Source organism: Pseudomonas sp. ADPe (assembly GCF_014843515.1).
Taxonomy (GTDB): domain Bacteria; phylum Pseudomonadota; class Gammaproteobacteria; order Pseudomonadales; family Pseudomonadaceae; genus Pseudomonas; species Pseudomonas citronellolis.
This window is the reverse complement of record NZ_CP062122.1, coordinates 422,523-448,934: the sequence shown is the minus strand read 5'-3', so window position 1 is coordinate 448,934 and position 26,412 is coordinate 422,523. Positions and strand designations below refer to the sequence as shown.

The 26,412-nt window shown below is 69.9% G+C and carries 19 protein-coding genes and 2 pseudogenes; 13 read left to right on the top strand and 8 right to left on the bottom strand.

Annotated elements, in window-relative coordinates; all coding sequences use genetic code 11:
* Nucleotides 1-82: 82 nt before the first annotated feature.
* The gene (locus IG194_RS01960; protein ID WP_043272179.1) at nucleotides 83-1,132 is read right to left on the bottom strand and encodes a sensor histidine kinase; all 1,050 of its coding nucleotides are present in this window, start codon (nucleotides 1,130-1,132) and stop codon (nucleotides 83-85) included.
* Nucleotides 1,133-1,156: 24 nt separating this feature from the next.
* Nucleotides 1,157-1,906: a response regulator gene (locus IG194_RS01955; RefSeq protein WP_043272178.1), complete on the bottom strand. Its 750-nt coding sequence runs from the start codon at nucleotides 1,904-1,906 to the stop codon at nucleotides 1,157-1,159.
* A gap of 261 nt (nucleotides 1,907-2,167) precedes the next feature.
* Between IG194_RS01955 and kdpF the strand changes: the two genes are divergently transcribed.
* The 6 genes from kdpF to IG194_RS01925 all read left to right on the top strand — a co-directional run bounded on the left by kdpF (nucleotide 2,168) and on the right by IG194_RS01925 (nucleotide 10,171).
* Nucleotides 2,168-2,257, top strand: a complete 90-nt coding sequence (gene kdpF, locus IG194_RS01950; protein ID WP_009618573.1) for a K(+)-transporting ATPase subunit F — start codon at nucleotides 2,168-2,170, stop codon at nucleotides 2,255-2,257.
* A gap of 8 nt (nucleotides 2,258-2,265) precedes the next feature.
* A complete protein-coding gene (gene kdpA / locus IG194_RS01945; RefSeq protein WP_058490257.1) occupies nucleotides 2,266-3,960 on the top strand; it encodes a potassium-transporting ATPase subunit KdpA in 1,695 nt (564 codons plus the stop codon).
* A gap of 11 nt (nucleotides 3,961-3,971) precedes the next feature.
* Nucleotides 3,972-6,041: a potassium-transporting ATPase subunit KdpB gene (kdpB, locus tag IG194_RS01940; RefSeq protein ID WP_058490256.1), complete on the top strand. Its 2,070-nt coding sequence runs from the start codon at nucleotides 3,972-3,974 to the stop codon at nucleotides 6,039-6,041.
* A gap of 156 nt (nucleotides 6,042-6,197) precedes the next feature.
* Entirely contained in the window at nucleotides 6,198-6,746 is a 549-nt protein-coding gene (gene kdpC, locus IG194_RS01935; protein ID WP_009618579.1) for a potassium-transporting ATPase subunit KdpC, read from the top strand.
* Between the two features lie 28 nt (nucleotides 6,747-6,774).
* Nucleotides 6,775-9,432 carry a sensor histidine kinase gene (locus IG194_RS01930; RefSeq protein ID WP_058490255.1) on the top strand — a complete coding sequence of 886 codons (2,658 nt, stop codon included), beginning with the start codon at nucleotides 6,775-6,777 and terminating at the stop codon, nucleotides 9,430-9,432.
* A 43-nt stretch (nucleotides 9,433-9,475) separates the two neighbouring features.
* On the top strand, nucleotides 9,476-10,171 hold the full coding sequence (locus IG194_RS01925) for a response regulator (protein ID WP_058072315.1): 696 nt from the start codon (nucleotides 9,476-9,478) through the stop codon (nucleotides 10,169-10,171).
* Between the two features lie 505 nt (nucleotides 10,172-10,676).
* Here the strand turns inward: IG194_RS01925 and IG194_RS01920 are convergent.
* The gene (locus IG194_RS01920; RefSeq protein WP_009618585.1) at nucleotides 10,677-11,711 is read right to left on the bottom strand and encodes a patatin-like phospholipase family protein; all 1,035 of its coding nucleotides are present in this window, start codon (nucleotides 11,709-11,711) and stop codon (nucleotides 10,677-10,679) included.
* A 150-nt stretch (nucleotides 11,712-11,861) separates the two neighbouring features.
* Here IG194_RS01920 and selD point away from each other — a divergent pair, with 150 nt between their 5' ends.
* The 6 genes and pseudogenes from selD (at nucleotide 11,862) to IG194_RS33230 (ending at nucleotide 17,165) form a co-directional block, all read left to right on the top strand.
* Entirely contained in the window at nucleotides 11,862-12,896 is a 1,035-nt protein-coding gene (gene selD / locus IG194_RS01915; RefSeq protein ID WP_043314268.1) for a selenide, water dikinase SelD, read from the top strand.
* Nucleotides 12,896-13,892, top strand: a pseudogene (mnmH, locus tag IG194_RS01910) (tRNA 2-selenouridine(34) synthase MnmH). The gene selD and the pseudogene mnmH overlap by 1 nt, the downstream one beginning before the upstream one ends.
* 137 nt (nucleotides 13,893-14,029) lie before the next feature.
* A complete protein-coding gene (locus tag IG194_RS01905) occupies nucleotides 14,030-14,308 on the top strand; it encodes a hypothetical protein (RefSeq protein ID WP_009618591.1) in 279 nt (92 codons plus the stop codon).
* A 77-nt stretch (nucleotides 14,309-14,385) separates the two neighbouring features.
* A complete protein-coding gene (locus IG194_RS01900) occupies nucleotides 14,386-14,994 on the top strand; it encodes a flavin reductase family protein (RefSeq protein ID WP_058072307.1) in 609 nt (202 codons plus the stop codon).
* A gap of 47 nt (nucleotides 14,995-15,041) precedes the next feature.
* Nucleotides 15,042-16,307 (top strand): annotated as a pseudogene (locus tag IG194_RS33235) (HAMP domain-containing protein); the annotation flags it as partial.
* The gene (locus IG194_RS33230) at nucleotides 16,284-17,165 is read left to right on the top strand and encodes a methyl-accepting chemotaxis protein (protein ID WP_371263881.1); all 882 of its coding nucleotides are present in this window, start codon (nucleotides 16,284-16,286) and stop codon (nucleotides 17,163-17,165) included. The pseudogene IG194_RS33235 and the gene IG194_RS33230, both read left to right, overlap by 24 nt.
* Before the next feature lie 219 nt (nucleotides 17,166-17,384).
* On the opposite strand, the gene IG194_RS01890 is transcribed toward IG194_RS33230, so the two are convergent.
* Together IG194_RS01890 and IG194_RS01885 are read right to left on the bottom strand one after the other, a co-directional pair.
* Nucleotides 17,385-19,124 carry a SulP family inorganic anion transporter gene (locus IG194_RS01890; RefSeq protein WP_058490252.1) on the bottom strand — a complete coding sequence of 580 codons (1,740 nt, stop codon included), beginning with the start codon at nucleotides 19,122-19,124 and terminating at the stop codon, nucleotides 17,385-17,387.
* A 290-nt stretch (nucleotides 19,125-19,414) separates the two neighbouring features.
* A complete protein-coding gene (locus tag IG194_RS01885) occupies nucleotides 19,415-20,419 on the bottom strand; it encodes an NADP-dependent oxidoreductase (protein ID WP_043272167.1) in 1,005 nt (334 codons plus the stop codon).
* Nucleotides 20,420-20,641: 222 nt separating this feature from the next.
* Here IG194_RS01885 and IG194_RS01880 point away from each other — a divergent pair, with 222 nt between their 5' ends.
* Nucleotides 20,642-21,403: an SDR family oxidoreductase gene (locus tag IG194_RS01880; RefSeq protein ID WP_058490251.1), complete on the top strand. Its 762-nt coding sequence runs from the start codon at nucleotides 20,642-20,644 to the stop codon at nucleotides 21,401-21,403.
* Between the two features lie 3 nt (nucleotides 21,404-21,406).
* Here the strand turns inward: IG194_RS01880 and IG194_RS01875 are convergent, their stop codons facing one another.
* From IG194_RS01875 to IG194_RS01865, 3 genes are all read right to left on the bottom strand, one after another.
* Nucleotides 21,407-24,139, bottom strand: a complete 2,733-nt coding sequence (locus IG194_RS01875) for a cation-transporting P-type ATPase (protein ID WP_058490250.1) — start codon at nucleotides 24,137-24,139, stop codon at nucleotides 21,407-21,409.
* A gap of 375 nt (nucleotides 24,140-24,514) precedes the next feature.
* The gene (locus IG194_RS01870) at nucleotides 24,515-25,708 is read right to left on the bottom strand and encodes a benzoate/H(+) symporter BenE family transporter (protein WP_058490249.1); all 1,194 of its coding nucleotides are present in this window, start codon (nucleotides 25,706-25,708) and stop codon (nucleotides 24,515-24,517) included.
* Complete coding sequence (locus tag IG194_RS01865) at nucleotides 25,705-26,316, bottom strand: LysE family translocator (RefSeq protein WP_009618608.1); 612 nt, start codon at nucleotides 26,314-26,316, stop codon at nucleotides 25,705-25,707. Before IG194_RS01865 ends, IG194_RS01870 begins: the two co-directional genes overlap by 4 nt.
* Nucleotides 26,317-26,412 lie beyond the last annotated feature (96 nt).

The following is a 26,412-nucleotide window of genomic DNA, read 5'->3' as shown; positions in this document are numbered from 1 at the left end:
GAACTGGAGTTCCGGTCCTGGCAGGTTCGATGGGTGCCTTGTCGGCGGTATGTGCGCTTTGTATGCGGCGGCCGACAAAGCCTCAGGCGCGCGGCAGGCGCAGCACCGCGGTGGCGCCGCCGCCGGGGGTTTCCTCGAAGTGCAGGTCGCCGCCGTGGCGCCGCGCCGCCTCGCGGGCGATGGCCAGGCCCAGGCCGACGCCGCCGGAGTTGCGGTTGCGCGAGCCTTCCAGGCGGAAGTAGGGCTCGAATACCTGCTCGCGCATCTGCGCGGGGATGCCCGGGCCGTGGTCGCGGACGAGGATTTCCACCTGCTGGCCGCTGTCGCGCAGTATCAGTTGCACCTCGCCGGCATAGCGCAGGGCGTTGTCCAGCAGGTTCGACAGGCACGAGCGCAGGGCCAGCGGCTGCACCTTCAGCGGCGCGCACTGGCCTTCGACGCTGACGCGGGCGCCGTGCTCACAGGCGTCCTCGGCCAGCGATTCGACCAGGGCGTTGACGTCGAACCACTGCAGCGCCTCGCTGGTACGCTCCTGGTGCAGGTAGTGCAGGGTGGAGTCGAGCATGCCGATCATTTCGCCCAGGTCCTGAGCGAAGCGCGCGCGCAGCTGCGGGTTGTCGATCTCCTCCACACGCAGCTTCAGGCGCGACAGCGGCGTGCGCAGGTCGTGGGACACCGCCACCAGCATGCGGCCGCGCTGCTGCACCTGCTCGCGGATGCGCTCGCGCATGCGGTTGAAGGCCTGTGCCGCGCGCTGCGCCTCCTGCGGCCCGGTTTCCGGCAGCGGCGGGCTGTCCAGGTCCTCGCTCAGCTGCAGCGCGGCATTGCCCAGGCGCTCCACCGGGCTGGCGAGCAGGCGCGCGCCGAACCAGGCGGCGCCGACCAGGGCGAGCAACTGGAACAGGAAGGGCATGCTCCAGAACGGCAGCCGCGGCGGCGGGGGCGGCGGCGGGCCGACCATGTGTCCCTCGAACTGCTCATGGGGCGGTGGCGGCGGTGGCGGCGGGCCGGGATGGCGGAAGTGGCTGAACCAGACGAAGGCCAGCAGGTGCGCGACCACGATGGCCAGCAGGAACACCCCGAACAGACGGGCGAACAGGCTGTCGGCGAACTGCAGCGAGCGCTTCTTCATCTGGCCTCCTTGGCCGGGCCGGCATCAGGCGATGTCACGGACGTCGAACAGATAGCCTTCGCCGCGCACGGTCTTGATCAGCCGCGGCGAGCGCGGGTCGTCGCCGAGCTTCTGGCGCAGGCGCGAGACCAGCAGGTCGATGCTGCGGTCGAAGGCCTCGATGGCGCGGCCGCGCGCGGCGTCCAGCAGCAGTTCGCGGTTGAGCACCCGGCGCGGGCGCTCGAGGAACACCCAGAGCAGGCGGAACTCGGCGTTGGATAGCGGCACCACCAGGCCGTCCGGTGAGTGCAGCTGGCGCAGCACGCTGTCCAGCCGCCACTGGTCGAAACGCACCTGGGCGCGCGGCTCGTTGCGCCCCTCGTCGCCGCGCACGCGGCGCAGGATGGTCTGGATGCGCGCCACCAGCTCGCGCGGCTCGAAGGGCTTGGCCATGTAGTCGTCGGCGCCCAGTTCCAGGCCGATGATGCGGTCGGCCGGCTCGCAGCGCGCGGTGAGCATGAGGATCGGGATGTCCGACTCGCTGCGCAGGTAGCGGCACAGCGACAGGCCGTCCTCGCCGGGCAGCATCAGGTCCAGCACCACTACGTCGAAGTTCTCCTCGGCCAGCGCCTGGCGCATGCCCGCGCCGTCGGCCACGCCGCGCGCCTCGATGTTGAAGCGCGCCAGGTAGCCGCAGAGCAGTTCGCGGATCGGCTCGTCGTCGTCCACCAGCAGGGCGCGGATGGTCCAGCGGCGCTGGCTGTCTTGGCTGGAGGTGGGGCTGGAGGGAAACATGCAGTACCTGTCGCTGGGAGCGCCCGGGGCGCGGGGTCAATGCTAACCCGCCGTCGCACGAGGGGGCCACGGTAGGCAAGGTTGACGGCAACGGATATCGACAGAGTGTCGTCAATGTATCAGTGCACTTACAAAGCCGTGCCATAGCGCTTCTTTACGCTTTCTTTATGCCCGCCGGAAGCCCCGCCAATCGCTTCTTTACGCCCGCTTTGCGGAGACTTTTCCCATCGCGAGGATTCGCCTGCGTAAGGAGAGACAGACATGAGCGTGCTCGACGGGGTGTCCCTGGTCCTGGCCACGGGACTTTTCATCTACCTGCTGGTGGCGCTGCTGCGCGCCGACCGTTCCTAGGGGGCTGCATGAACAGCCATGACGTGCTGCTGATCGCCGCCTTCTTCGCCCTGGTGCTGCTGCCCGCGCCGCTGCTCGGGCGCTTCTACTACAAGGTGATGGAGGGCGAGCGCACCTTCCTCAGCCCGGTGCTGGCGCCGGTGGAGCGCCTGGTCTACCGCATCTGCGGCATCGACCCGCGGGCCGAGCAGGACTGGAAGACCTACACCCTGGCCATGCTCGCCTTCAACCTGGCCGGCCTTGCGCTGCTGTTCGCCATCCTCGTCGGCCAGGGCGCGCTGCCGCTCAACCCGCAGCACCTGCCGGGCCTGGAATGGACCCTGGCCTTCAACACCGCGGTGAGCTTCGTCACCAACACCAACTGGCAGGCCTACAGCGGCGAGGCGGCGCTGAGCTACCTGAGCCAGATGCTCGGCCTGACCGTGCAGAACTTCGTCAGCCCGGCGGTAGGCCTGGCGGTGCTGGTGGTGCTGGCCCGCGGCATCGCCCGCAAGTCCACGCAGCACCTCGGCAACTTCTGGGTCGACCTGACCCGCGCGACCCTCTACGGCCTGCTGCCGCTGTGCCTGGTCCTGGCGCTGCTGCTGGTCTGGCAGGGCGTGCCGCAGACCTTCCTCGACTACGTCCACGCCACCACCCTGCAGGGCGCCGAGCAGTCCATCCCGCTGGGCCCGGCGGCCAGCCAGATCGCCATCAAGCAACTGGGCACCAACGGCGGCGGCTTCTTCGGCGTGAACTCGGCGCACCCGTTCGAGAACCCCACGGCCTGGGCCAACCTGTTCGAGCTGGCGTCGATCATCCTGATCCCGGCGGCGCTGGTGTTCACCTTCGGCCACTACGTCAAGGACCTGCGCCAGAGCCGCGCCATCCTCGGCTGCATGCTGCTGCTGTTCGTCGTCGGCCTGGGCGTCGCCCTGTGGGCCGAGTACCAGCCCAACCCGGCGCTGGCGCACCTGCCGATCACCCAGGGCGCGCCCCTGGAAGGCAAGGAGAGCCGCTTCGGCACCACCGCCAGCGTACTCTGGGCGGTGACCACCACGGCCGCCTCCAACGGCTCGGTGAACGCCATGCACGACAGCCTCAACCCGCTCAGCGGCCTGGTGGCGATGTTCAACATGATGCTCGGCGAGGTGGTCTTCGGCGGCGTCGGCGCCGGCCTCTACGGCATGCTGCTGTTCGTCCTGGTCGCGGTGTTCCTGGCCGGCCTGATGATCGGCCGCACCCCGGAATACCTGGGCAAGAAGCTGGAGGCCCGTGAAGTCCGCCTGCTGGTCGCCACCCTGCTGGTGATGCCGGTCGGCGTGCTGGTGCTCGGCGCCATCGCCGCCAGCCTGCCGGGCCCGGCGAGCGCGGTGAGCAACCCCGGCGCCCACGGCTTCAGCCAGTTGCTCTATGCCTACACCTCGGGCACCGCGAACAACGGTTCGGCGTTCGCCGGCTTCGGCGCCAACACCCCGTTCCACAACCTGATGATCGCCCTGGCCATGCTCATCGGCCGCTTCGGCTACATCGTCCCGGTGCTGGCCATCGCCGGCAGCCTGGCGGCGAAGAAGCGCGTGCCGGTGGGGCCGAACAGCTTCCCCACGCACGGCCTGCTGTTCGTCGGCCTGCTGGCGGCGACCATCCTCCTGGTCGGCGGCCTGAACTTCCTGCCGACCCTGGTTCTCGGCCCGGTGGCCGATCACCTGACCCTGGGCTTCTGAGGAGCCGATAGATGAACGCCAAGACCCAGGACATGCCGCTCAAGAGCGCCACGTCCGCCCCCGAGAAACGCCACAGCCTGAGCTTCGCCGCGCTGTGGAGGCCGGCGCTGCTGCAGGCCTTCGTCAAGCTCGACCCGCGCCAGCTGCAGCGCTCGCCGGTGATGCTGGTGGTGGAACTGACCGCCATCCTCACCACAGTGCTGTGCTTCACCGGCGGCGATGCTGTGCCGCTGTCAGTGGCCGCGCAGATCGCCGCCTGGCTGTGGTTCACCGTGCTCTTCGCCAACTTCGCCGAGGCCCTCGCCGAGGGCCGCGGCAAGGCCCGCGCCGACAGCCTCAAGGCCGGCACCCAGGGCCTGATGGCGCAGCGCCTGAACGTCGACGGCGCCTACGAAAGCGTGCCGGCCACCAGCCTGCGCAAGGGCGACGTGGTGCGCGTGGTAGCCGGCGAGCTGATCCCCGGCGACGGCGAGGTGATCGAGGGCGTGGCGGCGGTCAACGAGGCCGCCATCACCGGCGAATCGGCGCCGGTGATCCGCGAATCCGGCGGCGACCGCTCGGCCGTGACCGGCAATACCCGGCTGGTCTCCGACTGGCTGCTGGTGCGTATCAGCGTCAACCCCGGCGAGTCGACCCTCGACCGCATGATCGCCCTGGTGGAGGGCGCCAAGCGGCAGAAGACGCCCAACGAGGTGGCCCTGGACATCCTGCTGATCGGCCTGACGCTGATCTTCCTGCTGGTGGTGGTGACGCTCAAGCCTTTCGCCCTGTTCGCCGGCGGCAGCCTGCCGCTGGTGTTCCTGGTGGCGTTGCTGGTGACGCTGATCCCCACCACCATCGGCGGCCTGCTCTCGGCCATCGGCATCGCCGGCATGGACCGCCTGGTGCGGCTGAACGTGATCGCCAAGTCCGGCCGCGCGGTGGAGGCCGCCGGCGACGTGCACGTGCTGATGCTCGACAAGACCGGCACCATCACCTTCGGCAACCGCCGCTGCGCCGCGCTGCACGCCGCGCCCGGGGTGAGCGCGCCGGAACTGGCCGAGGGCGCCTTCCTCGCCTCGCTGGCCGACGACACCCCGGAGGGCAAGTCCATCGTCGAGTTCCTCCGCGCGCAGATCATCCTGCCGGAGCCGCCGCGCGAGCAGCTGACGCCCATCGCCTTCAGCGCCGAGACGCGCCTGTCCGGCGTTGACCTCGACGGCCGCGTGTACCGCAAGGGCGCGGTGGACGCCGCGCTGGCCTTCATCGGCCGCGCCCGCGACGACATGCCGGAAAGCCTGGCCAAGGAAGTCGAGCGCATCGCCCAGAGCGGCGGCACCCCGCTGCTGGTGGTGGCCGACGGCAGGCTGCTCGGCGCCATCCACCTCAAGGACGTGGTCAAGCCGGGCATCCGCGAGCGCTTCGCCGAACTGCGCCGCATGGGCATCCGCACCGTGATGGTGACCGGCGACAACCCGCTGACCGCCGCGGCCATCGCCGCCGAGGCCGGGGTGGACGACGTGATCGCCGAGGCCACGCCGGAGAAGAAACTGGCGCGCATCCGCCAGGAGCAGGGCGAAGGACGCATGGTCGCCATGTGCGGCGATGGCGCCAACGATGCGCCGGCGCTGGCCCAGGCGGACGTCGGCATGGCCATGAACGACGGCACCCAGGCGGCCCGCGAGGCGGCGAACCTGGTGGACCTGGACAGCGACCCGACCAAGCTGCTCGACGTGGTCCAGGTGGGCAAGGAACTGCTGGTGACCCGCGGCGCGCTGACCACCTTCTCGGTGGCCAACGACGTGGCCAAGTACTTCGCCATCCTGCCCGCGCTGTTCGCCGGCATCTACCCGCAGCTGCAGGTGCTCAACGTCATGCACCTGGCCAGCCCGCAGAGCGCCATCCTCTCGGCCATCGTGTTCAACGCGCTGATCATCGTCGCGCTGATCCCCCTGGCCCTGCGCGGCGTGCGCGTGGCGGCCAGCGACGCCATGCACCTGCTGCGGCGCAACCTGCTGATCTACGGGGTGGGCGGGATCATCGCGCCCTTCATCGGCATCAAGGCCATCGACCTGTTGCTGGTGGCCCTGGGCCTGGTCTGAACGGGACTGCCGGCCTTGGCGATGGGTATCGCTTCGCTCAACCCATCCTACGGGCTACCCGAACTGTAGGAGCGAGCTTGCTCGCGAACCGCCCTGGTTCGAAAGCTTCGCGAGCAAGCTCGCTCCTACGAAGAGCTCGCATCGAGGAAACTGGAAATGCTCAATCACATCCGCCCCGCCATCGCCTCCCTGGCCCTGCTTTCGCTGGTCACTGGCGTGGCCTATCCGCTGCTGGTCACCGGCGTCGCCCAGGTGGCTTTCCCCGCACAGGCCAATGGCAGCCTGGTGCGCGACGCCAAGGGCGAAGTCCGCGGCTCGGCGCTGCTGGCGCAGAAGTTCGAGGGCCCGCAGTGGTTCCACGAACGGCCCTCGGCCGGCGACTACGCCACCGTCTCCAGCAGCGCCTCCAACCTGGCACCGGGCAACCCGGCGCTGGCCGAGCGCATCGCCAAGGACGCCGCCGCCGAGGCGGTGGCCGGGCGCCCGGTGCCGCTGGCGCTGGTCACCACCTCCGGCAGCGGCCTGGACCCGCAGCTGCCGCCGGACGCCGCGCTCTACCAGGTGCCGCGCATCGCCCAGGCCCGCAGCCTGCCGGAGCAGGCCGTGCACAACCTGGTCGAGGCGCACACCCGGCGGCCGCTGGTGGGCCCGGCGGTGGTCAACGTGCTGGCCCTGAACATGGCCCTCGAGCAACTGCCTCGCTAGACTTGCGCGCAACCCTCTGGAGGCCAGCATGACCGATCCCAAGCGCGCCGACGCCCTGCTCGCGGACCTGGAGCGCAACGGCCGCGGACGCCTCAAGGTGTTCCTCGGCGCCGCCCCCGGCGTGGGCAAGACCTACGCCATGCTGCTGGCCGCCCAGGGCCAGCTGCGCCAGGGCGTGAACCTGCGCGTGGGCATCGTCGAGACCCACGGCCGCGCCGAGACCGAGGCGCTGCTCGCCGGCCTGCCGCAGCAGCCGCTGCTGCGCTCGGAATACCGCGGCATCCACCTCGCCGAGATGGACCTCGACGGCCTGCTGCGCGAGCCGCCGCAGCTCGCCCTGGTCGACGAGCTGGCCCACAGCAACGCCCCCGGCAGCCGCCACGCCAAGCGCTGGCAGGACATCCAGGAGCTGCTCGCCGCCGGCATCGACGTCTACACCACGGTCAACGTCCAGCACCTGGAAAGCCTCAACGACCAGGTGCGCGACATCACCGGCGTGCAGGTGCGCGAAACGGTGCCCGACTGGGTGCTGCAGGAGGCCGACGAACTGCTGCTGGTGGACCTGCCGCCGCGCGAGTTGCTGGAGCGCCTGCGCGAAGGCAAGGTCTACGTGCCGGAGCAGGCGAGGGCGGCCATCGACGCCTTCTTCAGCCAGACCAATCTCACCGCCCTGCGCGAACTGGCCATGCAGACCGCCGCCGCGCGGGTGGATGCGGACCTGGCGCACCGCTACCGCCAGCAGGGCGGCGAGGCCCCGGCGCTGCGCGGCCGCCTGCTGCTGGGCGTGGACGGCGAGCGCAACGCCGAGCGCCTGGTGCGCCATGCCTCGCGGGTGGCCGAGCGCCGCCACCTGCCCTGGAGCCTGGTCCACGTCGACACCGGCGACGCCCGCGACGAGCAGTCGCGCCTGTACCTGCAGAACGCCCAGCAACTGGCCGAGCGCCTGGGCGGCGAGGTGGTGCAGCTGCGCGGCGGGGAAGTGGCGCGCACCCTGGTCGAGCACGCCCGCGAGCGCCGCGCCAGCCTGATCCTGGTCGGCCGTTCGCGGCAGCGCTGGTATCGCCGGCTGTTCGGCGGCGGCCTGGCGGCGCGCCTGCTGCGCCTGGGCGAAGGCCTGGAAATCAGCGTGCTGGACAGCGAGGCCGACCTGGCCCCGGCCACCCCGCGCCGCGGCGAGCGCGGCCACTGGCGCGACTACCTGCTGGCGGCCCTGGCCGCCGCCGGGGCCAGCGCCCTGGCCTGGGGCGTGTCGCGTCTGCTGGAGCTGCCGAACATCTCCCTGGTGTTCCTCGCCGCGGTGCTGCTGGTGGCGGTGCGCAGCAGCCTGTGGCCGGCGCTGGTGTGCGCGGTGCTGTCGTTCCTGGCCTATGACTTCCTGTTCATCCCGCCGTACTTCTCCCTTTCCATCCAGCGCGAGCAGGACGTGCTGACCCTGCTGTTCTTCCTGCTCATGGCCGCGCTCACCGGCAACCTCGCCGCGCGCCAGCGCCGCCAGCTGCAAGTGCTGCGCGACACCCAGGAGGAGACCGGCGCGCTGCTGGAACTCTCGCGCAAGCTCACCGCCGCCACCGACCGCCAGGCGGTGCTGGCCGCCGCCGCCCAGCAGTTCGCCCTGTGGAATGACCTGGACATCTGCGTGCTGGCCCGCCAGCACGACGACTGGAAGGTGGAAAGCGGCCACGCCCGCGGCTTCGACGAGCAGGAGCGCGCCGCCGCCGACTGGGCCTGGCAGCACGACCAGCCGGCCGGCCTGGGCACCGGCACATTGCCGGCGGGGCGCTGGTGGTGGTGGCCGCTGTCGGCGGAGGAGGGGCCGCTGGCGCTGCTAGGCGTGCGGCCCAAGGACGGCGAGCCGCTGCCCGGCCAGCGCCGCCGCCTGCTCGCCGCCCTCGGCCAGCCGCTGGCCCAGGCCCTGGCCCGCGCGCGCCTGGCCGACGACCTGGAAGCCGCGCGCCTGCACGGCGAGACCGAGCAACTGCGCAGCGCTCTGCTGGCTTCGGTCAGCCACGACCTGCGCACCCCGCTGACCACCATGCGCGGCGCCATCGACAGCCTGCTGGCGCTGGGCGAGGCGATTCCCCCGGCCGACCGCAAGGAACTGCTGGAAAGCACCCGCGACGAGGCCGAGCGCCTGGACCGCTACATCCAGAACCTGCTGGACATGACCCGCCTGGGCCAGGGCGGGCTGAAGCTGGCGCGCGACTGGGTGGCCCCGGAGGACATCGTCGGCAGCGCCGTGCACCGCCTGCGCGCGCTGCTCGCGCCCTATCGCGTGGAAACCCGCGTGCCGGCCGAACTGCCGCTGCTGTACGTGCACGCGGCGCTGATCGAGCAGGCGCTGGTCAACGTGCTGGAGAACGCCGCGCGCTTCTCGCCGCCGGGTGGGCGCCTGCGGGTGCAGGCCGCGCAGGTCGGCGACGAGCTGCAGTTCAGCGTCAGCGACGAAGGCCCGGGGATTCCCGAGGTCGAGCGCGAGAAGATTTTCGACATGTTCTACAGCGCCGCCAGGGGCGACCGCGGCGGGCCGAGCACCGGCCTGGGCCTGGCGATCTGTCAGGGCATGGTCGGCGCCCATGGCGGGCGCATCAGCGTCGGCGATGGCCTGGACGGCCGCGGCACCACCCTGACCCTGCACCTGCCGCTGCAGCGCCAGCCGGACCTGGAGCAGCTTGATGCCGGTAGTTGAAAGGCCCAAGCTAGGCGCCACCGCCCCCAGCCAGCCGAGCCCGATGAGCAACGCCAACGCCGCCTGCATCCTGGTCATCGACGACGAACCGCAAATCCGCAAGTTCCTGCGCATCAGCCTCAACGCCGGCGGCTACCGGGTGGTGGAGGCCGGCAGCGGCGAGGAGGGCCTGGCTCAGGCGGCGCTGAACCGCCCGGACCTGGTGGTGCTCGACCTCGGCCTGCCGGACAAGGACGGCCAGGAGGTGCTGCGCGAGTTGCGCGAATGGTCGCAGGTGCCGGTGCTGGTGCTCTCGGTGCGCGCCGCCGAGAGCGAGAAGGTGCTGGCCCTGGACGGCGGCGCCAACGACTACGTGACCAAGCCCTTCGGCATCCAGGAATTCCTCGCCCGCATCCGCGCGCTGCTGCGCCAGGGCCACCAGGGCGAGAACCAGGAAGCGCAAGTGGCGGTGGGGCCGCTACTGGTCGATTTCGCCTACCGCCGGGTGAGCCTCGACGGCGCCGAGGTGGCGCTCACCCGCAAGGAATACGCGGTGCTGGCCACCCTGGCCCGGCACCTGGGCCGGGTGGTCACCCAGCAGCAACTGCTCAAGGACATCTGGGGCCCGACCCACGTCGAGGACACCCATTACCTGCGCGTGGTGGTCGGCCACCTGCGGCAGAAACTGGCGGACGACCCGGCCAACCCGCGCTTCATCGTCACCGAGGCCGGCGTCGGCTATCGCCTGCGCGATGCCTGATCCCCGCTGAGTCCCGCTTTTGGCTTTTCGTAGGAGCGAGCTTGCTCGCGAACAGAACTCGCCGGTAGCACGGTGCAATGCGGTTCGCGAGCAAGCTCGCTCCTACGTTACCGACTGCGCCGAGGCGCTCTTCGTAGGATGGGTTGAGCTTGCGAAACCCATCAGGCCATGGTGATGGGTATCGCTTCGCTCAACCCATCCTACGGTGGTGTTTTTCCTGCACCTTGTAGGAGTAGCTGTCTATTGGGTTATTCCCCTTCGGGCCAGCGCAAGCGCTGTTCGCGATGGAGCCGCGTCCCGCGAACGCGGGAACCCAGAAAACAACGTAGGAGACTCCGCGCACTGGACCTACAGCAAGAGCACCCTCCCCCCAGCCCTCTCCCGCAAGCGGGAGAGGGGGCTGTTCGGCGCGGGTGGAAAGGTCGGTGCAATCCTGTGGACGCGGATTCTCCACCTCGTACCGATCCAGGCCAATCGGCGGATAACGCCGTTGGCGTTATGCGTCCTACGGATTCTCCGCCTCGTACCGGTCCAGCGTATCGCTGGCGATCTGCCTTCCCAGGGCCACCAGCTCCGGCGCCTTGTAGAACTCGAAGAAGCGGCACACGCGCTTGGGCACGTTGATCAGCACGTCCGGCGGGTAGCCGGCGATCTTGTACTGCGCCAGGGAGGTCTGCATCACCTCGAAGCTCTGGTTGACCAGCTCCAGCAACGAGGCCGGGCTGCTGCTGTCGATCACCTGGCTGCCGCTGGCGGACTTCGGCGAGCCCTTGCCCAGGGGCGCCGCGGCCGGCTGCTGCATCTCCGGCTCGGCCGGTTCCTCGCTGTCGGGCACCGGCTCCAGCAGGGCTTCGGCGCGCAGTTCCGGCGGTTCCAGCTCCGGGCCGTGGCGGCGGAACCGGCTGAGCTTGTCGCCGAGGCTGCCGATCAGGCTGTCGAAGCGGCCCTTGAGCGCCGCCGGCCGCTCGATCACCGGCAACTGGTACTGGCGCTGGTTGGTGGCGTTGAGGTTCACCGCGATGATCAGGTCGGCGTGGCTGGACACCACCGGCACGATCGGCAGGGGGTTGAGCAGGCCACCATCGACCAGCATGCGCGGGCCCTGCATCACCGGGGTGAACAGGCTGGGAATGGCCGCCGAGGCGCGCATGGCCTGGTGCAGATCGCCTTCCTGGAACCAGATTTCCTGCTGGTTGGTGAGGTCGGTGGCCACCGCCGTGTAGGGGATGGGCAGGTCCTCGATGTTGATGTCGCCGATGATCTCGTGGATCTTGCCGAACACCCGCTCGCCGCGGATGGCGCCGAGGCGGAAGCTGACGTCCAGCAGGCGCAGCACGTCCAGGTAGTCCAGGCTTTCCACCCAGTCGCGGTATTCCCCCAGCTTGCCGGCGGCGTAGATGCCGCCGATCACCGAGCCCATGGAGCAGCCGGCGATGCAGGCGATCTCGTAGCCGCGCCGCTCCAGTTCCTCGATCACGCCGATATGCGCATAACCCCGGGCTCCGCCGGAGCCGAGCACCAGCGCCACTTGTTTCGACATGGACGGTTATTCCTCTGAAAACAACGCATTGCAAGGCGCGGCGGGCGGCCTGGGCCGGCGCCGGATGTCACTGACGATACGCCCGGGTAGGGCGGGGCGCCAAGGGTGTTTGCTAGAATCGGCCGATCGACTTCCCGCCCCGGAGCCAACATGAGCGAACCCATCCGCCTGACCCAGTACAGCCACGGTGCCGGCTGCGGCTGCAAGATTTCCCCCAAGGTGCTGGAAGTGATCCTGGCCGGCAGCGGCGCGCAGAACCTGGACCCGAACCTGTGGGTCGGCAACGCCTCGCGCGACGACGCTGCGGTCTATGCTATCGACGGCGAGCGCGGCGTGGTGTCCACCACCGACTTTTTCATGCCCATCGTCGACGATCCCTTCGACTTCGGCCGCATCGCCGCCACCAACGCCATCAGCGACATCTACGCCATGGGCGGCGACCCGCTGATGGCCATCGCCATCCTCGGCTGGCCGGTCAACGTGCTGGCCCCGGAGATCGCCCGCGAGGTGATCGCCGGCGGCCGCAAGGTCTGCGACGAGGCGGGCATCCCGCTGGCGGGCGGCCACTCCATCGACGCCCCCGAGCCGATCTTCGGCCTGGCCGTCACCGGCCTGGTGGAAAAGCGCTTCATGAAGCGCAACGACACTGCCACCGCCGGCTGCCGCCTGTACCTGACCAAGCCGCTGGGCATCGGCATCCTCACCACCGCCGAGAAGAAGTCCAGGCTGCGCGCCGAGGACGTGGGCCTGGCCCGCGACTGGATGTGCACCCTGAACAAGCCCGGCAGCCGCTTCGGCAAGCTCGCCGGGGTGACGGCCATGACCGACGTCACCGGCTTCGGCCTGCTCGGCCACCTGGTGGAGATGGCCGATGGCGCCGGCCTGACCGCACGCATCCGCTTCGACGCGGTGCCGCGCCTGGAGCACGTGCAGTACTACCTGGAGCAGGGCTGCGTGCCCGGCGGCACCCTGCGCAACTTCGACAGCTACGGCGAGCGCATCGCGCCGCTGCCGGAACTGCACAAGCTGCTGCTGTGCGACCCGCAGACCAGCGGCGGCCTGTTGGTGGCGGTGGCCCCCGAGGGCGAGGCGGAATTCCTCGCCACTGCCGCCGAACTGGGCCTGCGACTGGCGCCCATCGGCGAGCTGGTCGAGCGACAGAGTCACGCGGTAGAGGTGGCCTGATGCGCGACAACACCCGGCACTACCGCGAACTCTTCCTCAATGACGTCCCGCTGATGGACGTGCGCGCCCCGGTGGAATACACCAAGGGCGCCTTCCCCCACACCGAGAACCTGCCGCTGATGAATGACGTCGAGCGGCAGAAGGTGGGCACCTGCTACAAGCAGCATGGCCAGCAGGCGGCCATCGCCCTGGGCCACGAGCTGGTCTGCGGCCCGCTCAAGGCCGAGCGCATCGAAGCCTGGCTGGACTTCGCCCGGCGCCACCCGGACGGCTACCTGTACTGCTTCCGCGGCGGCCTGCGCTCGCAGATCGTCCAGCAGTGGATGAAGGACGCCGGCATCGAATACCCGCGCGTGGTCGGCGGCTACAAGGCGCTGCGCGGCTTCCTCTTCGACACCACCCGCGCGGCCACCGAGGAATGTTCCTTCGTGCTGATCGGCGGCCTCACCGGCACCGGCAAGACCGAGGTGGTGGCGCAGCTGGACAACGCCCTGGACCTGGAAGGCCACGCCAACCACCGCGGCTCCAGCTTCGGCCGCCGGGCCACGCCGCAGCCGGCGCAGATCGACTTCGAGAACCGCCTGGCCATCGACATCCTGAAGAAGCGCCACGCCGGCCTGAGCCAGTTCGTGCTGGAGGACGAGGGGCGCATCGTCGGCAGCTGCTCGCTGCCGCTGGAGCTGTACCAGGGCATGCAGGGCTACCCGCTGGTGTGGCTGGAGGACAGCTTCGAGGGCCGGGTGGAACGCATCCTCAAGGACTACGTGATCGACCTGTGCGCCGAGTTCGTCGAGGTGAAGGGCGCGCCGGAGGCCTGGCGGCGATCATGGACGAGGCCTGGACGTGGACCTGCACCGCGGCTGGATCGAGGGGCTGCTGGGCGAATACTACGACCCCATGTACGCCTACCAGTTGGAAAGCAAAGCCTCGCGCATCGAGTTCCGCGGCAACCACGACGAGGTGGTGGAGTACCTGCGTTCCCGAGCCTCCCGGTAGACCGCTCTTAGGAAAGGCAGGCCGTCACGTCGGGCGCATAACGCCGTAGGCGTTATGCGCCCGACGCCAAACCCACCTGTAACCTTGGGCCGCGGCGGTCTAAGCTGGAAGTCGCCCGAACCACCAAGGAGGTCGTCATGAAGGCACTTTTCGCAGTTCTCGCCGCCAGCCTGGTGCTGGCCGGCTGCTCCGGCAAGACGGTCAACCGCGACAGCTGCGCCAGCGAACTGAACGCCGCCTGGCACGAGCTGGACCTGGCCAAGGCCGAGGGCTTCGCCGGCACCGTCAGCTATTCCAAGGCGCTGGCGCTGATCAGCGCGGCCAAGACCGAGCAGCAGGTCGAGTCCTACGGCGGCTGTCTGGACAAGGCCAGCAAGGCGCGCTTCTACATCAAGGAATCACGCGCGGGCCGCTGACCGGGCGCGGGCAAGGCGGGCATAATCGCCGGGCGGACGGGCGCTCCGGCCCGCCCGGCAGTCAGGAACCCTCTCCCATGCAACTCGACTTCAGCACTCTCGCGCCCGCCGACGCTTACCGTTGGCTGGCCTCCACCGTCACCCCGCGGCCCATCGCCTGGGTCTCCACCCTGTCCGCGCAGGGCCAGGGCAACCTGGCGCCGTTCAGCTTCTTCCAGGTCATCAGCGACGAGCCGCCGACGCTGATGGTCAACACCAGCATCCGCGACGACGGCAGCGTCAAGGACACCCTGCGCAACGTCCGCGAGACCGGCCAACTGGTGATCCACCTGGTCAGCGCTGCCCAGGCCGAGACCATGAACGCCACCGCCGCCACGCTGCCCCATGGCGTCAGCGAGATCGAGCAGGCCGGCATCGCCACCCTGCCCAGCGTGCGCGTGGCGCCGCCGCGGGTGGCCGGCGCGGCCGTGGCCTTCGAGTGCGAGCTGGCGCAGATCCAGCCTTACCCGGCGGACAAGCCCAGCTGCTACCTGATCTTCGCCCGCGTGCTGCTGGCGCACATCGACGACGCCGTGCTGCGCGACGAGCGCCACGTCGACCCGGCGAAACTCGACCTGGTCGGCCGCCTGGGCGGCACCCAGTACAGCTTCACCCGCGACACCTTCAGCATGATCCGCCCCAAATAGGGGCGCAGGCCGCCGCGCGCCGGGACCTTGGCGCGCGACTGTCCTGGATGCGACCTGCGCATGCCCGTGCGCAACATCGAATTGCCATCATCGACGCCGCCCCTTGTTCCGCCGGTCGGCCGGCTCCTAATGTTCCGTCCCAAAGCAACGACAAAGAACGGGAGAGCTTCGGTCGAAGACTCTCCCGCAAGGCATTCGGCAAGGGGAGGGGTGGCATGGTCGCGTTCGTGCAACGGCGGTTGGCCAATCTGGGCACGGCGAAGAAACTGGCGCTGGGTTTCGGCCTGGTATTGCTGCTGACGGCGCTGGTGGCCGGGATCGGCGTCGGGGCGCTGCGCTCCATCGAGCAGCGCTTCGCCCTGCTGGACGCCATGAGCGCGGTCAACCGCGAAGTCCTGGAGATGCGCCAGAGCGAGAAGGACTTCGTCCAGGGCGCCAGCCCCAAGGCCGCCGAGCAATTGCGCCAGCGCGCCAAGCTCCTCGCTGGGCACGTCGAGCAGCTCAAGGCGCACCCCGACCAGGCCGAGGCCATGGAGCGCGTGGCCCAGGCCATGGCCGGCTACCTGGCCTCCTTCGACCGCTTCGAGCAGGCCAGCAAGAGCCGCCACCTGGCCCTGGAGGCCGCCAACTGGTCGGTGTCCAGCGCCTCCAACAGCCTGGACATCCTGCAATCCAGCCTGGCCGACGACGGCGCCTACGAACTCAAGCAGAGCCAGGGCCAGAACGGCGAGGAACTGCTCAAGCAGGCGGCCCAGGTCGGCCAGCTCTACCGCCTGGTGCTGCAGGGCCTGAACGAGGCCCGCGCGCGCCTGGAGCAGAAGGACGGCGAGGCCGCGGGCGATGCGCGCATCAAGTCCGCCGACGAGGCCCTGGAGCTGTCGAAGCAACTGCAGACGGCAATCACCGACCCGGCCTACGTCTCGGTGATCAAGGACGTGGCCACCAACATCGACGGCTTCGGCAACAACCTCGGCGACTACTCCGCCGGCCTGGCCAAGGAACAGCAGGCGCACCGCGAGATGTCGCAGCGCGCCGAAGAGATGATGCAGCAGGTGGACGCCTCCTACGCCACGCAGCAGGCGGCCATGGTCGGCGTGCTGCACAGCAGCGTGGGCGCCATGCTCGGTTCGGCGGCGCTGGCGCTGCTGGTCGGCACCCTGGCCGCGCTGCTGATCGGCCTGCTGATCGTGCGCCCGCTGCGCCAGGTGATCGGCATGGCCAGCCGCATCGCCGAGGGCGACCTGAGCCAGACCATCCGCGTCGAGCGCAAGGACGAGGTGGGCCAACTGATGGCCGCGGTGGACGCCATGGCGCAGAGCCTGCGCGGCATCGTCAGCCGTCTTCATGAAGGCGTCGGCCGCATCACCTCCTCGGCGCAGGCGCTGTCCGGCGTCACCGAGCGCACCCAGAGCGGCGTCAACAGCCAGAAGGCCGAGACCGACCAGGTGGCCACGGCGATGAACCAGATGGCCGCCACCGTCCACGAGGTGGCGCGCAACGCCGAGGCCGCGGCGCACTCCGCCGAGCAGGCCGACGGCACCGTGGCCAGCGGCCAGCAGGTGGTGCGGCGCACCCTCGGGCGTATTTCCGAGCTGGCCGAGGCGGTGCGCGAGGCCTCCGCCAGCATCCACGACCTGGGCCGCGAGAGCCAGAACATCGGCAGCGTGCTCGACGTGATCAAGGCGGTGGCCGAGCAGACCAACCTGCTGGCGCTCAACGCCGCCATCGAGGCGGCCCGGGCCGGCGAGCAGGGCAGGGGCTTCGCCGTGGTGGCCGACGAGGTGCGCGCCCTGGCACGGCGCACCCAGCAGTCGACGGCGGAGATCGAAAAGCTGATCGGCGCGCTGCAGAACGGCGCCCAGGCCTCGGTGCAGCACATGCAGCACAGCCACCAGTTGGTGGAGAAGAGCGTCGGCGACGCCGAGCAGACCGAGACCGCGCTGGGCGAGATCGCCGCGGCGGTGGCGGTGATCCACCAGATGAACCAGCAGATCGCCGCGGCCTCCGAACAGCAGAGCGCGGTGGCCGAGGAGATCAACCGCAGCGTCACCAGCATCCGCGGCATCGCCGACGAATCGGCCCAGGCCATGGAGTCCACGGCCTCCTCCAGCGTCGAACTGGCCCAGCTCAGCCGCGACCTGCAGGGTATGGTGGGGCAGTTCCGCCTGTAGGCAGCACCGAGCCCCTGTAGGAGACTCTGTTCGCGATTCGCGCGCAGGGGAATGACATCTGCGCTCGGGCTTTTCCCTCACCCCAGCCCTCTCCCGGAGGGAGAGGGGGCTAGTCCGTGCCGAGAGACGGCCCGGTTTCAGCCGGCAGTCCCTGTGCTAGCCGGCTAACGCCGAAACACCCATGTACTCCGAACGGTCCCCTCTCCCTCCGGGAGAGGGTTAGGGTGAGGGGGCCGCAGGCCTGCCCAGGGCAAGAACAGTTGCGCTTGCGGCGGCCTCCTGCTGGCGCTTGTACCAGCGCCGGTAGGCGTTCACCCCCGCGCGCACCGAGCTGAACACCAGCGGCGGCTTCAGCTCGCCCAACTGGCCGGAGCGCTCCAGCATCGCCAGGGTTTCCCGCGGCACCCGCGCCAGGGACAGGTGCACGTCCTGCGCCGCCAGGGTCTGCTGCACCTCGCGCAGCACCGTCAGGCCGCTGACGTCCAGGTTCAGCACGCCCTCGGCGTTGAGCAGCACGGCGCGCGGCGCCTTGGTCTGCGCCACCACCTGCAGCAGGCGCTGCTTGAAGTAGTCGGCGTTGAAGAACAGCAACGGCGCGTCGAAGCGGTAGATCACCAGGCCCGGCAGGGTGTGCGCCTGCGGGTAGCGGCTCAGCTCGACCTGGCCGTCGATGCCGTGGACCCAGCCGAGCACCGCGTCGCTCGGCTTGTAGGTCAGGTACAGCAGGCGCAGCAGGGCGATGACGATGGCCACGAAGATGCCCGGCAGCACGCCGACGCTGAGTACCCCGACGGTGGTCAGCAGGCACAGGCCGAACTCGAAGCGCGACAGGCGCCAGAAACCCTTGAGCGCGCTGAAGTCGATCAGCCCCCAGCCGGCCATCAGCAGCACCGCGCCCAGGGCCGGCATGGGAATCCAGCCCAGCGGCGCACTGAACAGCACCAGCGCCAGGCCGATGACCAGGGCTGCGACTATGCCGACCATCTGCGTCTGGCCGCCGACCATGTCGTTGACCGCGGTGCGCGAGTCGGCGCCGCTGATGACGAAGCCCTGGGATACCCCGGCGCCGATGTTGGCCACGCCCAGGGCGACCATCTCGCGGCTGGCGTCGATGCTGTAGCCGTGGCGCGCGGCGAAGCTGCGGGCGGTGAGCATGGCGCTGCAGAAGCTGACGATGGTGATGCCCAGTGCGTCGCGGAACAGGTTGCCCATCTCCTGCACGCTGGTGCGCGGCCAGCTCAGCTCCGGCAGGCCCTGGGGCACGGCGCCGAGCAGGGCGACGCCGTAGCGGTCCAGGCCCAGCGCCACGCTGGCCAGGGTGGCGAACAGCACGCCGACCAGGGCGCCGGGAATCTTCGGGTAGCGCCGCGGCAGCAGGATCATCAGCAGCAGGGTGGCCATGCCCAGGGCGAGGGTCGGCCAGTGCGTGCTGCCGAGGTTGCGCAGCAAGGCCAGCAGGCCGGCGAGGAAACCGCTGGTCTCGGTGTGGTAGCCCAGCAGCTTGCCCAACTGGCCGGCGATCAGGCTCAGGCCGATGCCGTTGAGGTAGCCCACCAGGGTCGGCCGCGACAGGAAACTGGCGATGAAGCCGGCGCGCACCAGGCCGCCGACGATGGACAGCAGGCCGACCATCACCGCGACAATCATCGACAGTTGCAACAGGCGCTGCGGGTCGCCCGCCGCCAGCGGGGTGATGGCCGCCGCGACCATGGCCGCGGTGGCGGCGTCGGGGCCGACCATCAGCTGTTTCGAGCTGCCGACCAGGGCGTAGATCAGCATCGGCAGGATGCAGGCGTAGAGCCCGACCTGGGCCGGGAAGCCGATGATCTGGGCATAGGCGATGGCGGTGGGAATCTGGATGGCCGCCACCGACAGGCCGGCGACGACGTCCGGGCGCAGCCAGGCGGAGCGGTAGTGCAGCAGGTTGTCCAGGCCGGGCAGCCAGCGGGTGAGGGGCATGGGGTGTCTTCCGTGAAACGTCGGGCTGAAGCTTAGCCACAGTGTAGGGCCGCGGCTTGCCCGGCGTCAGTTACAGGCGTAGGAAGACGAAGGATTTCGAGAGGACGCTAGAAGGGCTGCGCCGGGATGCTCTTCGTAGGATGGGTTGAGCTTGCGAAACCCATGCGGTCACGGCGATGGGTATCGCAAGCTCAACCCATCCTACGTCAGCGGCTCTCCTGCACCTGTAGGAGCGGGCCCTGCCCGCGATTCGCGCCCAGGGGGCGCTCCTGCAGGGTGTCGCAAAGCCTTCAGAGCTTGAGGATGAGCTTGCCGAAGTTCTCCCCGCTGAACAGCTTGAGTACCGTCTGCGGGAAGGTCTGCAGGCCTTCGACTATGTCTTCCTTCGATTTCAGCTTGCCCTCGGCCAGCCAGCCGGCCATCTCGCGCATGGCCTCGGGGAAGCGGCTGGCGTAGTCCATCACCACCATGCCTTCCATGCGCGCGCGGTTGACCAGCAGCGACAGGTAGTTGGCCGGGCCCTTCACCGCCTGCCTGTTGTTGTACTGGCTGATGGCGCCGCAGATCACGATGCGCGCCTTGGGCGCCAGGCGCGCCAGGCAGGCGTCGAGGATGTCGCCGCCGACGTTATCGAAGAACACGTCGATGCCGTTGGGGCAGCAGCGTTTCAGGCCCAGGGCGAGGTCTTCGTTCTTGTAGTCGACGGCGCCGTCGAAGCCCAGTTCCTGCACCAGGTAGCGGCACTTGTCCTCGCCGCCGGCGATGCCGATCACGTTGCAGCCCTTGATCTTGGCGATCTGCCCGACCACGCTGCCCACCGCGCCGGCCGCGGCGGAAACCACCACGGTCTCGCCGGCCTTGGGCAGGCCGACGTCGAGCAGGCCGAAGTAGGCGGTCATGCCGGTCATGCCCAGGGCCGAGAGGTACAGCGGCAGCGGCGCGCGGTTCGCGTCGACCTTGTAGAAGCCCCTGGGCTCGCCGAGGAAGTAGTCCTGCACGCCGAGGGCGCCGTTGACGTGGTCGCCGACGACGAAGGCCGGGTTGTTCGAGGCCACCACCTGGCCCACGCCGAGGGCGCGCATCACCTCGCCTATGCCCACCGGCGGAATGTAGGACTTGGCGTCGTTGAGCCAGCCGCGCATGGCCGGGTCCAGCGACAGGTACAGGTTGCGCACCAGCACCTGGCCCGGGCCGGGCTCGCCGAGCGGGGTTTCCTGGTAGCGGAAGGTGTCCTGGTCGATGGCGCCCTGGGGGCGCTGGGCGAGCACGAACTGGCGGTTGAGCGGGGCGGTCATGGCAGTGGCCTCGGGGAGGGGAAAACCTAGGGATAGTCCGCGGCGGCGGCGTCGGCAAGCTGCCGCCGACCACGAGAATGCCCGGTTATCCATGTAAATGATCCAGGCGCGAGGTATTCATCACTCGCACGGATAGTACGAGCTACAGCGGCCTGATAATGCTTTGCCCGCGGCGGGCGCCGGCTAGACTCGGACGATTCTCCATCCGTTCGAGGACAGTCCATGAGTCAGCTGCTTTCCGGCCAGGTCGCCCTGGTCACCGGCTCCGCCGCCGGCATCGGCCGCGCCACCGCCCAGGCCTTCGCCCGCGAGGGCATCAAGGTGGTGGTTTCCGACGTCGACGCAGCTGGCGGCGAAGCCACTGTCGAGCTGATCCGCGCCGCCGGCGGCGATGCGCGCTTCATCCGCTGCGACGTGACCCGCGACGCCGAGGTCCAGGCGCTGGTCGCCGCCACGGTGGAGGCCTACGGCCGCCTGGACTACGCCTTCAACAACGCCGGCATCGAGATCGAGCAGGGCCGGCTGGCCGAGGGCAAGGAAAGCGAGTTCGACGCCATCATGGGGGTGAACGTCAAGGGCGTCTGGCTGTGCATGAAGCACCAGATCCCGGTGATGCTCGCCCAGGGCGGCGGCGCCATCGTCAACACCGCCTCGGTGGCCGGCCTGGGCGCGGCGCCGAAGATGAGCATCTACGCCGCCTCCAAGCACGCGGTGATCGGCCTGACCAAGTCGGCGGCGGTGGAATACGCGAAGAAGAAGGTGCGCATCAACGCCGTGTGCCCGGCGGTGATCGATACCGACATGTTCCGCCGCGCCTACGAGGCCGACCCGAAGAAGGCCGAGTTCGCCGCCGCCATGCACCCGGTGGGCCGCGTCGGCCAGGTCGAGGAGATCGCCGCGGCGGTGCTCTACCTGTGCAGCGATAACGCCGGCTTCACCACCGGCATCGCGCTGCCGGTGGATGGCGGGCACACCGCGCTCTGAGGCTCAGTGCCTGGCCAGGCGCTGCGCCAGGCCGCTGCGGCGGATCACCCACTTCTCCAGCTCGGCGCCGAGGAACACCAGCAGCCCGGCGCCCAGCGCCCGTAGCCATTCGGCCGGGCTCAGGCCCCTGGAGCCGAAGATGTCCTGCATCCAGGGCGCGTAGGTGAAGGCCAGCTGCAGCGGGATGCACGCGGCGATGGCCAGCAGCACCCAGCGGTTGCCGAACAGGCCCTCGCGGTTGAGCACCGAGCCGAAGATCGAGCGGCTGTTGATCAGGTAGAACATCTCCCCGATCACCACCGCATTGACCGCCATGGTCCGCGCCGACTCGATGCCGGTGCCGCGCTGCAGCTCCCAGAGGAACAGGCCGAAGGCGCCGAGCATCATCAGCAGCGCCACCATCAGCACGCGCCAGACGAAGAACCCGGAAAGCAGGGCGTTGCCCGGCGGCCGCGGGCTGCGGCGCATGATGTCGCGCTCGGCCGGCTCGAAGGCCAGGGCCAGGCCCAGGGTGCTGGAGGTGACCATGTTGATCCACAGCACTTGCGCCGGCGTCAGCGGCAGGCCCAGGCCGAGGAACAGCGCGGCAATCACCACCAGCGCTTCGCCGCCGTTGGTCGGCAGCATGAACAGGATGAATTTCTTCAGGTTGTCGTAGACCGCGCGGCCCTCGCGCACGGCGCTGGCGATGCTGGCGAAGTTGTCGTCGGCCAGCACCACGTCGGCGGCCTCGCGCGCCGCCTCGGTGCCCTTGCGGCCCATGGCCACGCCGACCTCGGCGCGCTTGAGCGCCGGGGCGTCGTTGACGCCGTCGCCGGTCATCGCCACCACCTGGCCGTCTTCCTGCAGGGCCTGCACCAGGCGCAGCTTGTGCTCGGGGCTGGCGCGGGCGAACACGTCCACCTCCAGGGCCACGCGGCGCAGCTCGGCGTCGTCCATCAGCGCCACCTCGGCGCCGGTCACCGCCGGGCGGCCGACGCCGATGCCCAGCCGCGCGCCGATGGCGCGGGCGGTCTCGGCATGGTCGCCGGTGATCATCTTGACGCGGATGCCGGCCTGCTGGCAGTGCGCCACGGCGGCGATGGCCTCGGCCCGCGGCGGGTCGATCAGGCCCACCAGGGCCAGCAGGGTGAAGCCCTCGGCGACGTCGTCGAAACCCAGTTGCGCGCCCTGCGGCGCCGCCTGCCGCGCGGCCAGGGCCAGCAGGCGCAGGCCGCGGGCGGCGGTGTCGGTGGCCATGCGCCGCCAGTAGTCCGGGTCCAGCGGCGCCGTGCCGGCATCGGTGAGCTGCGTCGAGCACATTTCGAGGATGCGCTCCGGCGCGCCCTTGACCAGTATCCATGGGCGGCCTTCGGCGTCCTGGTGGCTGCTGGCCATGAAACGGTGCTGCGACTCGAAGGGAATGCTGTCCAGCCGCGGCCAGTCCCGGGCGCAGGTTTCCTGGGGCAGCCCGGCCTTGGCGCCGAGCACCAGCAGCGCGCCTTCGGTGGGGTCGCCCTCGATGCTCCACTGGCCGCCGTCCTCGCGCAGTTGGGCGTCGTTGCACAGCACCCCGGCGCGGATCGCCTGCTGCAGCGCCGGTTGCGCGTCCGGCTGCACGGCGCGGCCGTCGACGCTGAAGCCGCCCTCGGGGACGTAGCCGACGCCTTCCACCTCATACACCCGCTCGGCGCAGACCAGGCGCTGCACGGTCATCTCGTTGCAGGTCAGGGTGCCGGTCTTGTCCGAGCAGATCACCGTCACCGAGCCCAGCGTCTCCACCGCCGGCAGGCGCCGCACGATGGCGCGCTGGCGGGCCATGCGCTGCACGCCCAGGGCGAGGGTCACGGTCATGATCGCCGGCAGCCCCTCGGGGATGGCCGAGGCCACCAGGGCCACCACCATCATGAACATCTGCTCCGGCGTCTCGCCCAGCCACAGGGTGCCGAGCAGGAACACCAGGGCGCCGATGCCGAGGATGACCATGGCCAGGATGCGGCCGAAACGGTCGATCTGCCGCAGCAGCGGGGTGGTCAGGTTCTCCACGCTGCTGAGCATCTGGTTGATGCGCCCCAGCTCGGTGTCCGCCCCGGTGCCCACCACCAGGCCGCGGGCCTGGCCGTAGACCACCAGGGTGCCGGAGTAGGCCATGCCGTAGCGGTCGCCCAGGGGCGCGTCGGCGGCCACCGCCTGGGCGTTCTTCTCCACCGGCAGGGATTCGCCGGTCAAGGCCGCCTCGTCGACGCGCAGTTCCTTGCCGCCGAGCAGGCGCAGGTCGGCCGGCACGCGGTCGCCGGAGGCCAGCAGCACCAGGTCGCCGGGGACCAGGGCGGCGGCGTCGATCTGCTGGCGCTTGCCCTGGCGCACCACGGTGGCGGTGGAGGAGAGCATGCCGCGGATGGCGTCCAGCGCCGATTCGGCCTTGCCTTCCTGGATGAAGCCGATCACCGCGTTGATCAGCACCGCGCCCAGCAGCACCGCGGTGTCCACCCAGTGGCCGAGCAGCGCGGTGACGAGCGCGGCGGCGAGCATCACGTAGAGCAGGATGTTGTGGAACTGCAGCAGCAGGCGCAGCAGCGGGCCGCGCCGGCGCGGCGGCGCCAGGCGGTTCTCGCCGTATTGCTGGCGGCGGCTTTGCACCTCGGCCTCGTCGAGGCCGCCGGGGCCGCTGCGCAGGCGGGCCTGGACCTCGTCGCCGGCGAGGCTGTGCCAGGGCGTGGCGCTGGCGTCGGAGTGGGAAACGCGGCGTCGGCTCATGCAAGGCTCCTGTCGGATGGGGCAGGGATGAGCTACAGCATGGACAGGCGGGCGTCCGCCGGGCTTGACCTGGAACAGCGCAGGCGACCGGCGTCCGCCCAGTGTTTTGCATTCTGTTACAGCAGCAGCCTGTTTTGGCCGGCAGGGACTTCGGCGTCTGGGGTTGGCTCCGTTCCCTCTCCCTAACCCTCGGCTGCGCGCCCCGCCCTGAAGGGAGAGGGGACCGTTGGACAGGGTTGGGTGTTCTGGAGTTAGCCGGCAACACCGAAGGTTTCCGGCTGAAACCATTCCTCCTCTCGGCACGGACAAGCCCCCTCTCCCTTCAGGAAGAGGGCTGGGGAGAGGGGCTCTTGCTCAACCCCTGAACCTTCCGCATCAAATTGCCCGACGCCAATTCAACACCAACTGCGTCATCAACCCCGCCACCAGCCCCCAGAAAGCCGAGCCCACGGAAAACAGCGTGAAACCCGAAGCAGTCACCAGGAAGGTAACCATCGCTGCTTCACGCTGGCGGGCCTCGGCCATGGCGTTGCTCAGGCCGTTGGTGATGGAGCCGAGCAGCGCCAGGGCGGCGATGGACAGCACCAGCGCCTTGGGCAGGGCGGCGAACAGCGCCGCCAGGGTGGCGCCGAAGATGCCCGCCACGCCGTAGAAGACCCCGCACCAGAGCGCCGCGGTGTAGCGCTTGTGCGGGTTCTCGTGGGCCTCCGGACCGGTGCAGATGGCCGCGCTGATGGCCGCCAGGTTGATGCCGTGGGAGCCGAACGGCGCCAGCAGCAGCGAGGCGATGCCGGTGCTGGAGATCAGCGGCGAGGCCGGCACCTGGTAGCCGTCGGCGCGCAGCACGGCCAGGCCCGGCATGTTCTGCGAAGCCATGGCGACGATGAACAGCGGGATGCCGATGCTGATGGTGGCGGCCAGGGAGAAGCTCGGCGTGGTCCACACCGGTTTCGCCAGCTCCAGCTGGAAGTGGCTGAAATTCAACAGCCCCAGGGCGCCGGCCAGGGCCACGCCCACCAGCAGCGCGACGAACACCGCGTAGCGCGGCGACAGGCGCTTGGCCAGCAGGTAGCTGAGGAACATCGCCGCCACCAGCAGCGTCTGCTGCTCGGCCGCGCGGCAGATCTCGATGCAGATGCGGAACAGCACCCCGGCCAGCAGCGCCGAGGCCAGCGAGCCGGGCACCTGGCGCATCAGGCGGTCGAAGCTGCCGGTGATGCCGCACAGGGTGATCAGCGCGGCACAGACGATGAAGGCGCCGATGGCCTCCGAGTAGGGCACGCCCGGCAGGCTGCTGATCAGCAGCGCGGCGCCGGGAGTGGACCAGGCGATGACGATGGGCGTGCGGTAGCGCAGGGTCAGGCCGATGGTGGTCAGCGCCATGCCGATGGACAGCGCCCAGATCCACGAGGAAATCTGCGCGTTGCTCAGCCCGGCGGCCTGGCCGGCCTGGAACATCAGCACCAGCGAGCTGGTGTAGCCGGTGAGCATGGCGACGAAGCCGGCCACCACGGCGGCGGGGGAGGAGTCGGCGAAGGGGCGCAGGCGCGCGCTGGTCGAATCGGTCATGCGGGGGTGATGTCCACGAACAGGGGGTAGAGGGAGGCTACCAGCAGCAGGGCCATGCCGATATTGAACACGCGGCGCCGCGCCGGCTGTTCCAGCCAGTGCCGCAGGCAGCTGCCGAGCACCGTCCAGACGCCGACGCTGGGCAGGTTGACCACGGCGAACAGCACCGCGATCAGCAGCACGTTGCCGGCGAAGCCCTGCTGCGGGGTATAGGTGGTGATGGCGCCGATGGCCATGATCCAGGCCTTGGGGTTGACCCACTGGAAGGCCGCCGCCTGCAGGAAGCTGAACGGCTTGCCGCTGCCGCGCCCGTTGGCCTGCGGCGCGCCGGCGCGGGCGATGCCCCAGGCCAGGTACAGCAGGTAGGCCGCGCCCAGGTAGCGCAGCGCCTGGTAGGTGAAGGGGAAGGCGTGGAACAGCTGGTCCAGCCCCAGGCCCACGGCGACCACCAGCAGCAGGAAGCCGATGCTGATGCCGAGCATGTGCGGGACGGTGCGGCGCACGCCGAAATTCACCCCGGAGGCCAGCAGCATCATGTTGTTCGGCCCGGGCGTGATGGAGGTGACGAAGGCGAAGCCGATGAAGGCGGCCAGGAGTTCGAGGGGCATGGCGGCACGCGTCTTGTGGTTTTTCCGCAGCCTAACCCCCGGCCTGCGGGCTGTCGCGTAACAGCCAGGGGCGGATCGGGCCGTACAGTGGCGCGC

Bases quoted from the DNA above. Each gene is read 5' to 3' on its own strand.
- IG194_RS01885 (WP_043272167.1), bottom strand. From the start codon at position 20,419: ATGACCGCCCCGCTCAACCGCCAGTTCGTGCTCGCCCAGCGCCCCCAG.
- selD (WP_043314268.1), top strand. From the start codon at position 11,862: ATGAGCGAACCCATCCGCCTGACCCAGTACAGCCACGGTGCCGGCTGC.
- IG194_RS01955 (WP_043272178.1), bottom strand. From the start codon at position 1,906: ATGTTTCCCTCCAGCCCCACCTCCAGCCAAGACAGCCAGCGCCGCTGG.
- kdpB (WP_058490256.1), top strand. From the start codon at position 3,972: ATGAACGCCAAGACCCAGGACATGCCGCTCAAGAGCGCCACGTCCGCC.
- kdpC (WP_009618579.1), top strand. From the start codon at position 6,198: ATGCTCAATCACATCCGCCCCGCCATCGCCTCCCTGGCCCTGCTTTCG.
- IG194_RS01960 (WP_043272179.1), bottom strand. From the start codon at position 1,132: ATGAAGAAGCGCTCGCTGCAGTTCGCCGACAGCCTGTTCGCCCGTCTG.
- IG194_RS01925 (WP_058072315.1), top strand. From the start codon at position 9,476: ATGAGCAACGCCAACGCCGCCTGCATCCTGGTCATCGACGACGAACCG.
- IG194_RS01865 (WP_009618608.1), bottom strand. From the start codon at position 26,316: ATGCCCCTCGAACTCCTGGCCGCCTTCATCGGCTTCGCCTTCGTCACC.
- IG194_RS01880 (WP_058490251.1), top strand. From the start codon at position 20,642: ATGAGTCAGCTGCTTTCCGGCCAGGTCGCCCTGGTCACCGGCTCCGCC.
- IG194_RS01905 (WP_009618591.1), top strand. From the start codon at position 14,030: ATGAAGGCACTTTTCGCAGTTCTCGCCGCCAGCCTGGTGCTGGCCGGC.
- IG194_RS33230 (WP_371263881.1), top strand. From the start codon at position 16,284: ATGGCCGCGGTGGACGCCATGGCGCAGAGCCTGCGCGGCATCGTCAGC.
- IG194_RS01870 (WP_058490249.1), bottom strand. From the start codon at position 25,708: ATGACCGATTCGACCAGCGCGCGCCTGCGCCCCTTCGCCGACTCCTCC.
- kdpA (WP_058490257.1), top strand. From the start codon at position 2,266: ATGAACAGCCATGACGTGCTGCTGATCGCCGCCTTCTTCGCCCTGGTG.
- IG194_RS01920 (WP_009618585.1), bottom strand. From the start codon at position 11,711: ATGTCGAAACAAGTGGCGCTGGTGCTCGGCTCCGGCGGAGCCCGGGGT.
- IG194_RS01930 (WP_058490255.1), top strand. From the start codon at position 6,775: ATGACCGATCCCAAGCGCGCCGACGCCCTGCTCGCGGACCTGGAGCGC.
- kdpF (WP_009618573.1), top strand. From the start codon at position 2,168: ATGAGCGTGCTCGACGGGGTGTCCCTGGTCCTGGCCACGGGACTTTTC.
- IG194_RS01890 (WP_058490252.1), bottom strand. From the start codon at position 19,124: ATGCCCCTCACCCGCTGGCTGCCCGGCCTGGACAACCTGCTGCACTAC.
- IG194_RS01900 (WP_058072307.1), top strand. From the start codon at position 14,386: ATGCAACTCGACTTCAGCACTCTCGCGCCCGCCGACGCTTACCGTTGG.
- IG194_RS01875 (WP_058490250.1), bottom strand. From the start codon at position 24,139: ATGAGCCGACGCCGCGTTTCCCACTCCGACGCCAGCGCCACGCCCTGG.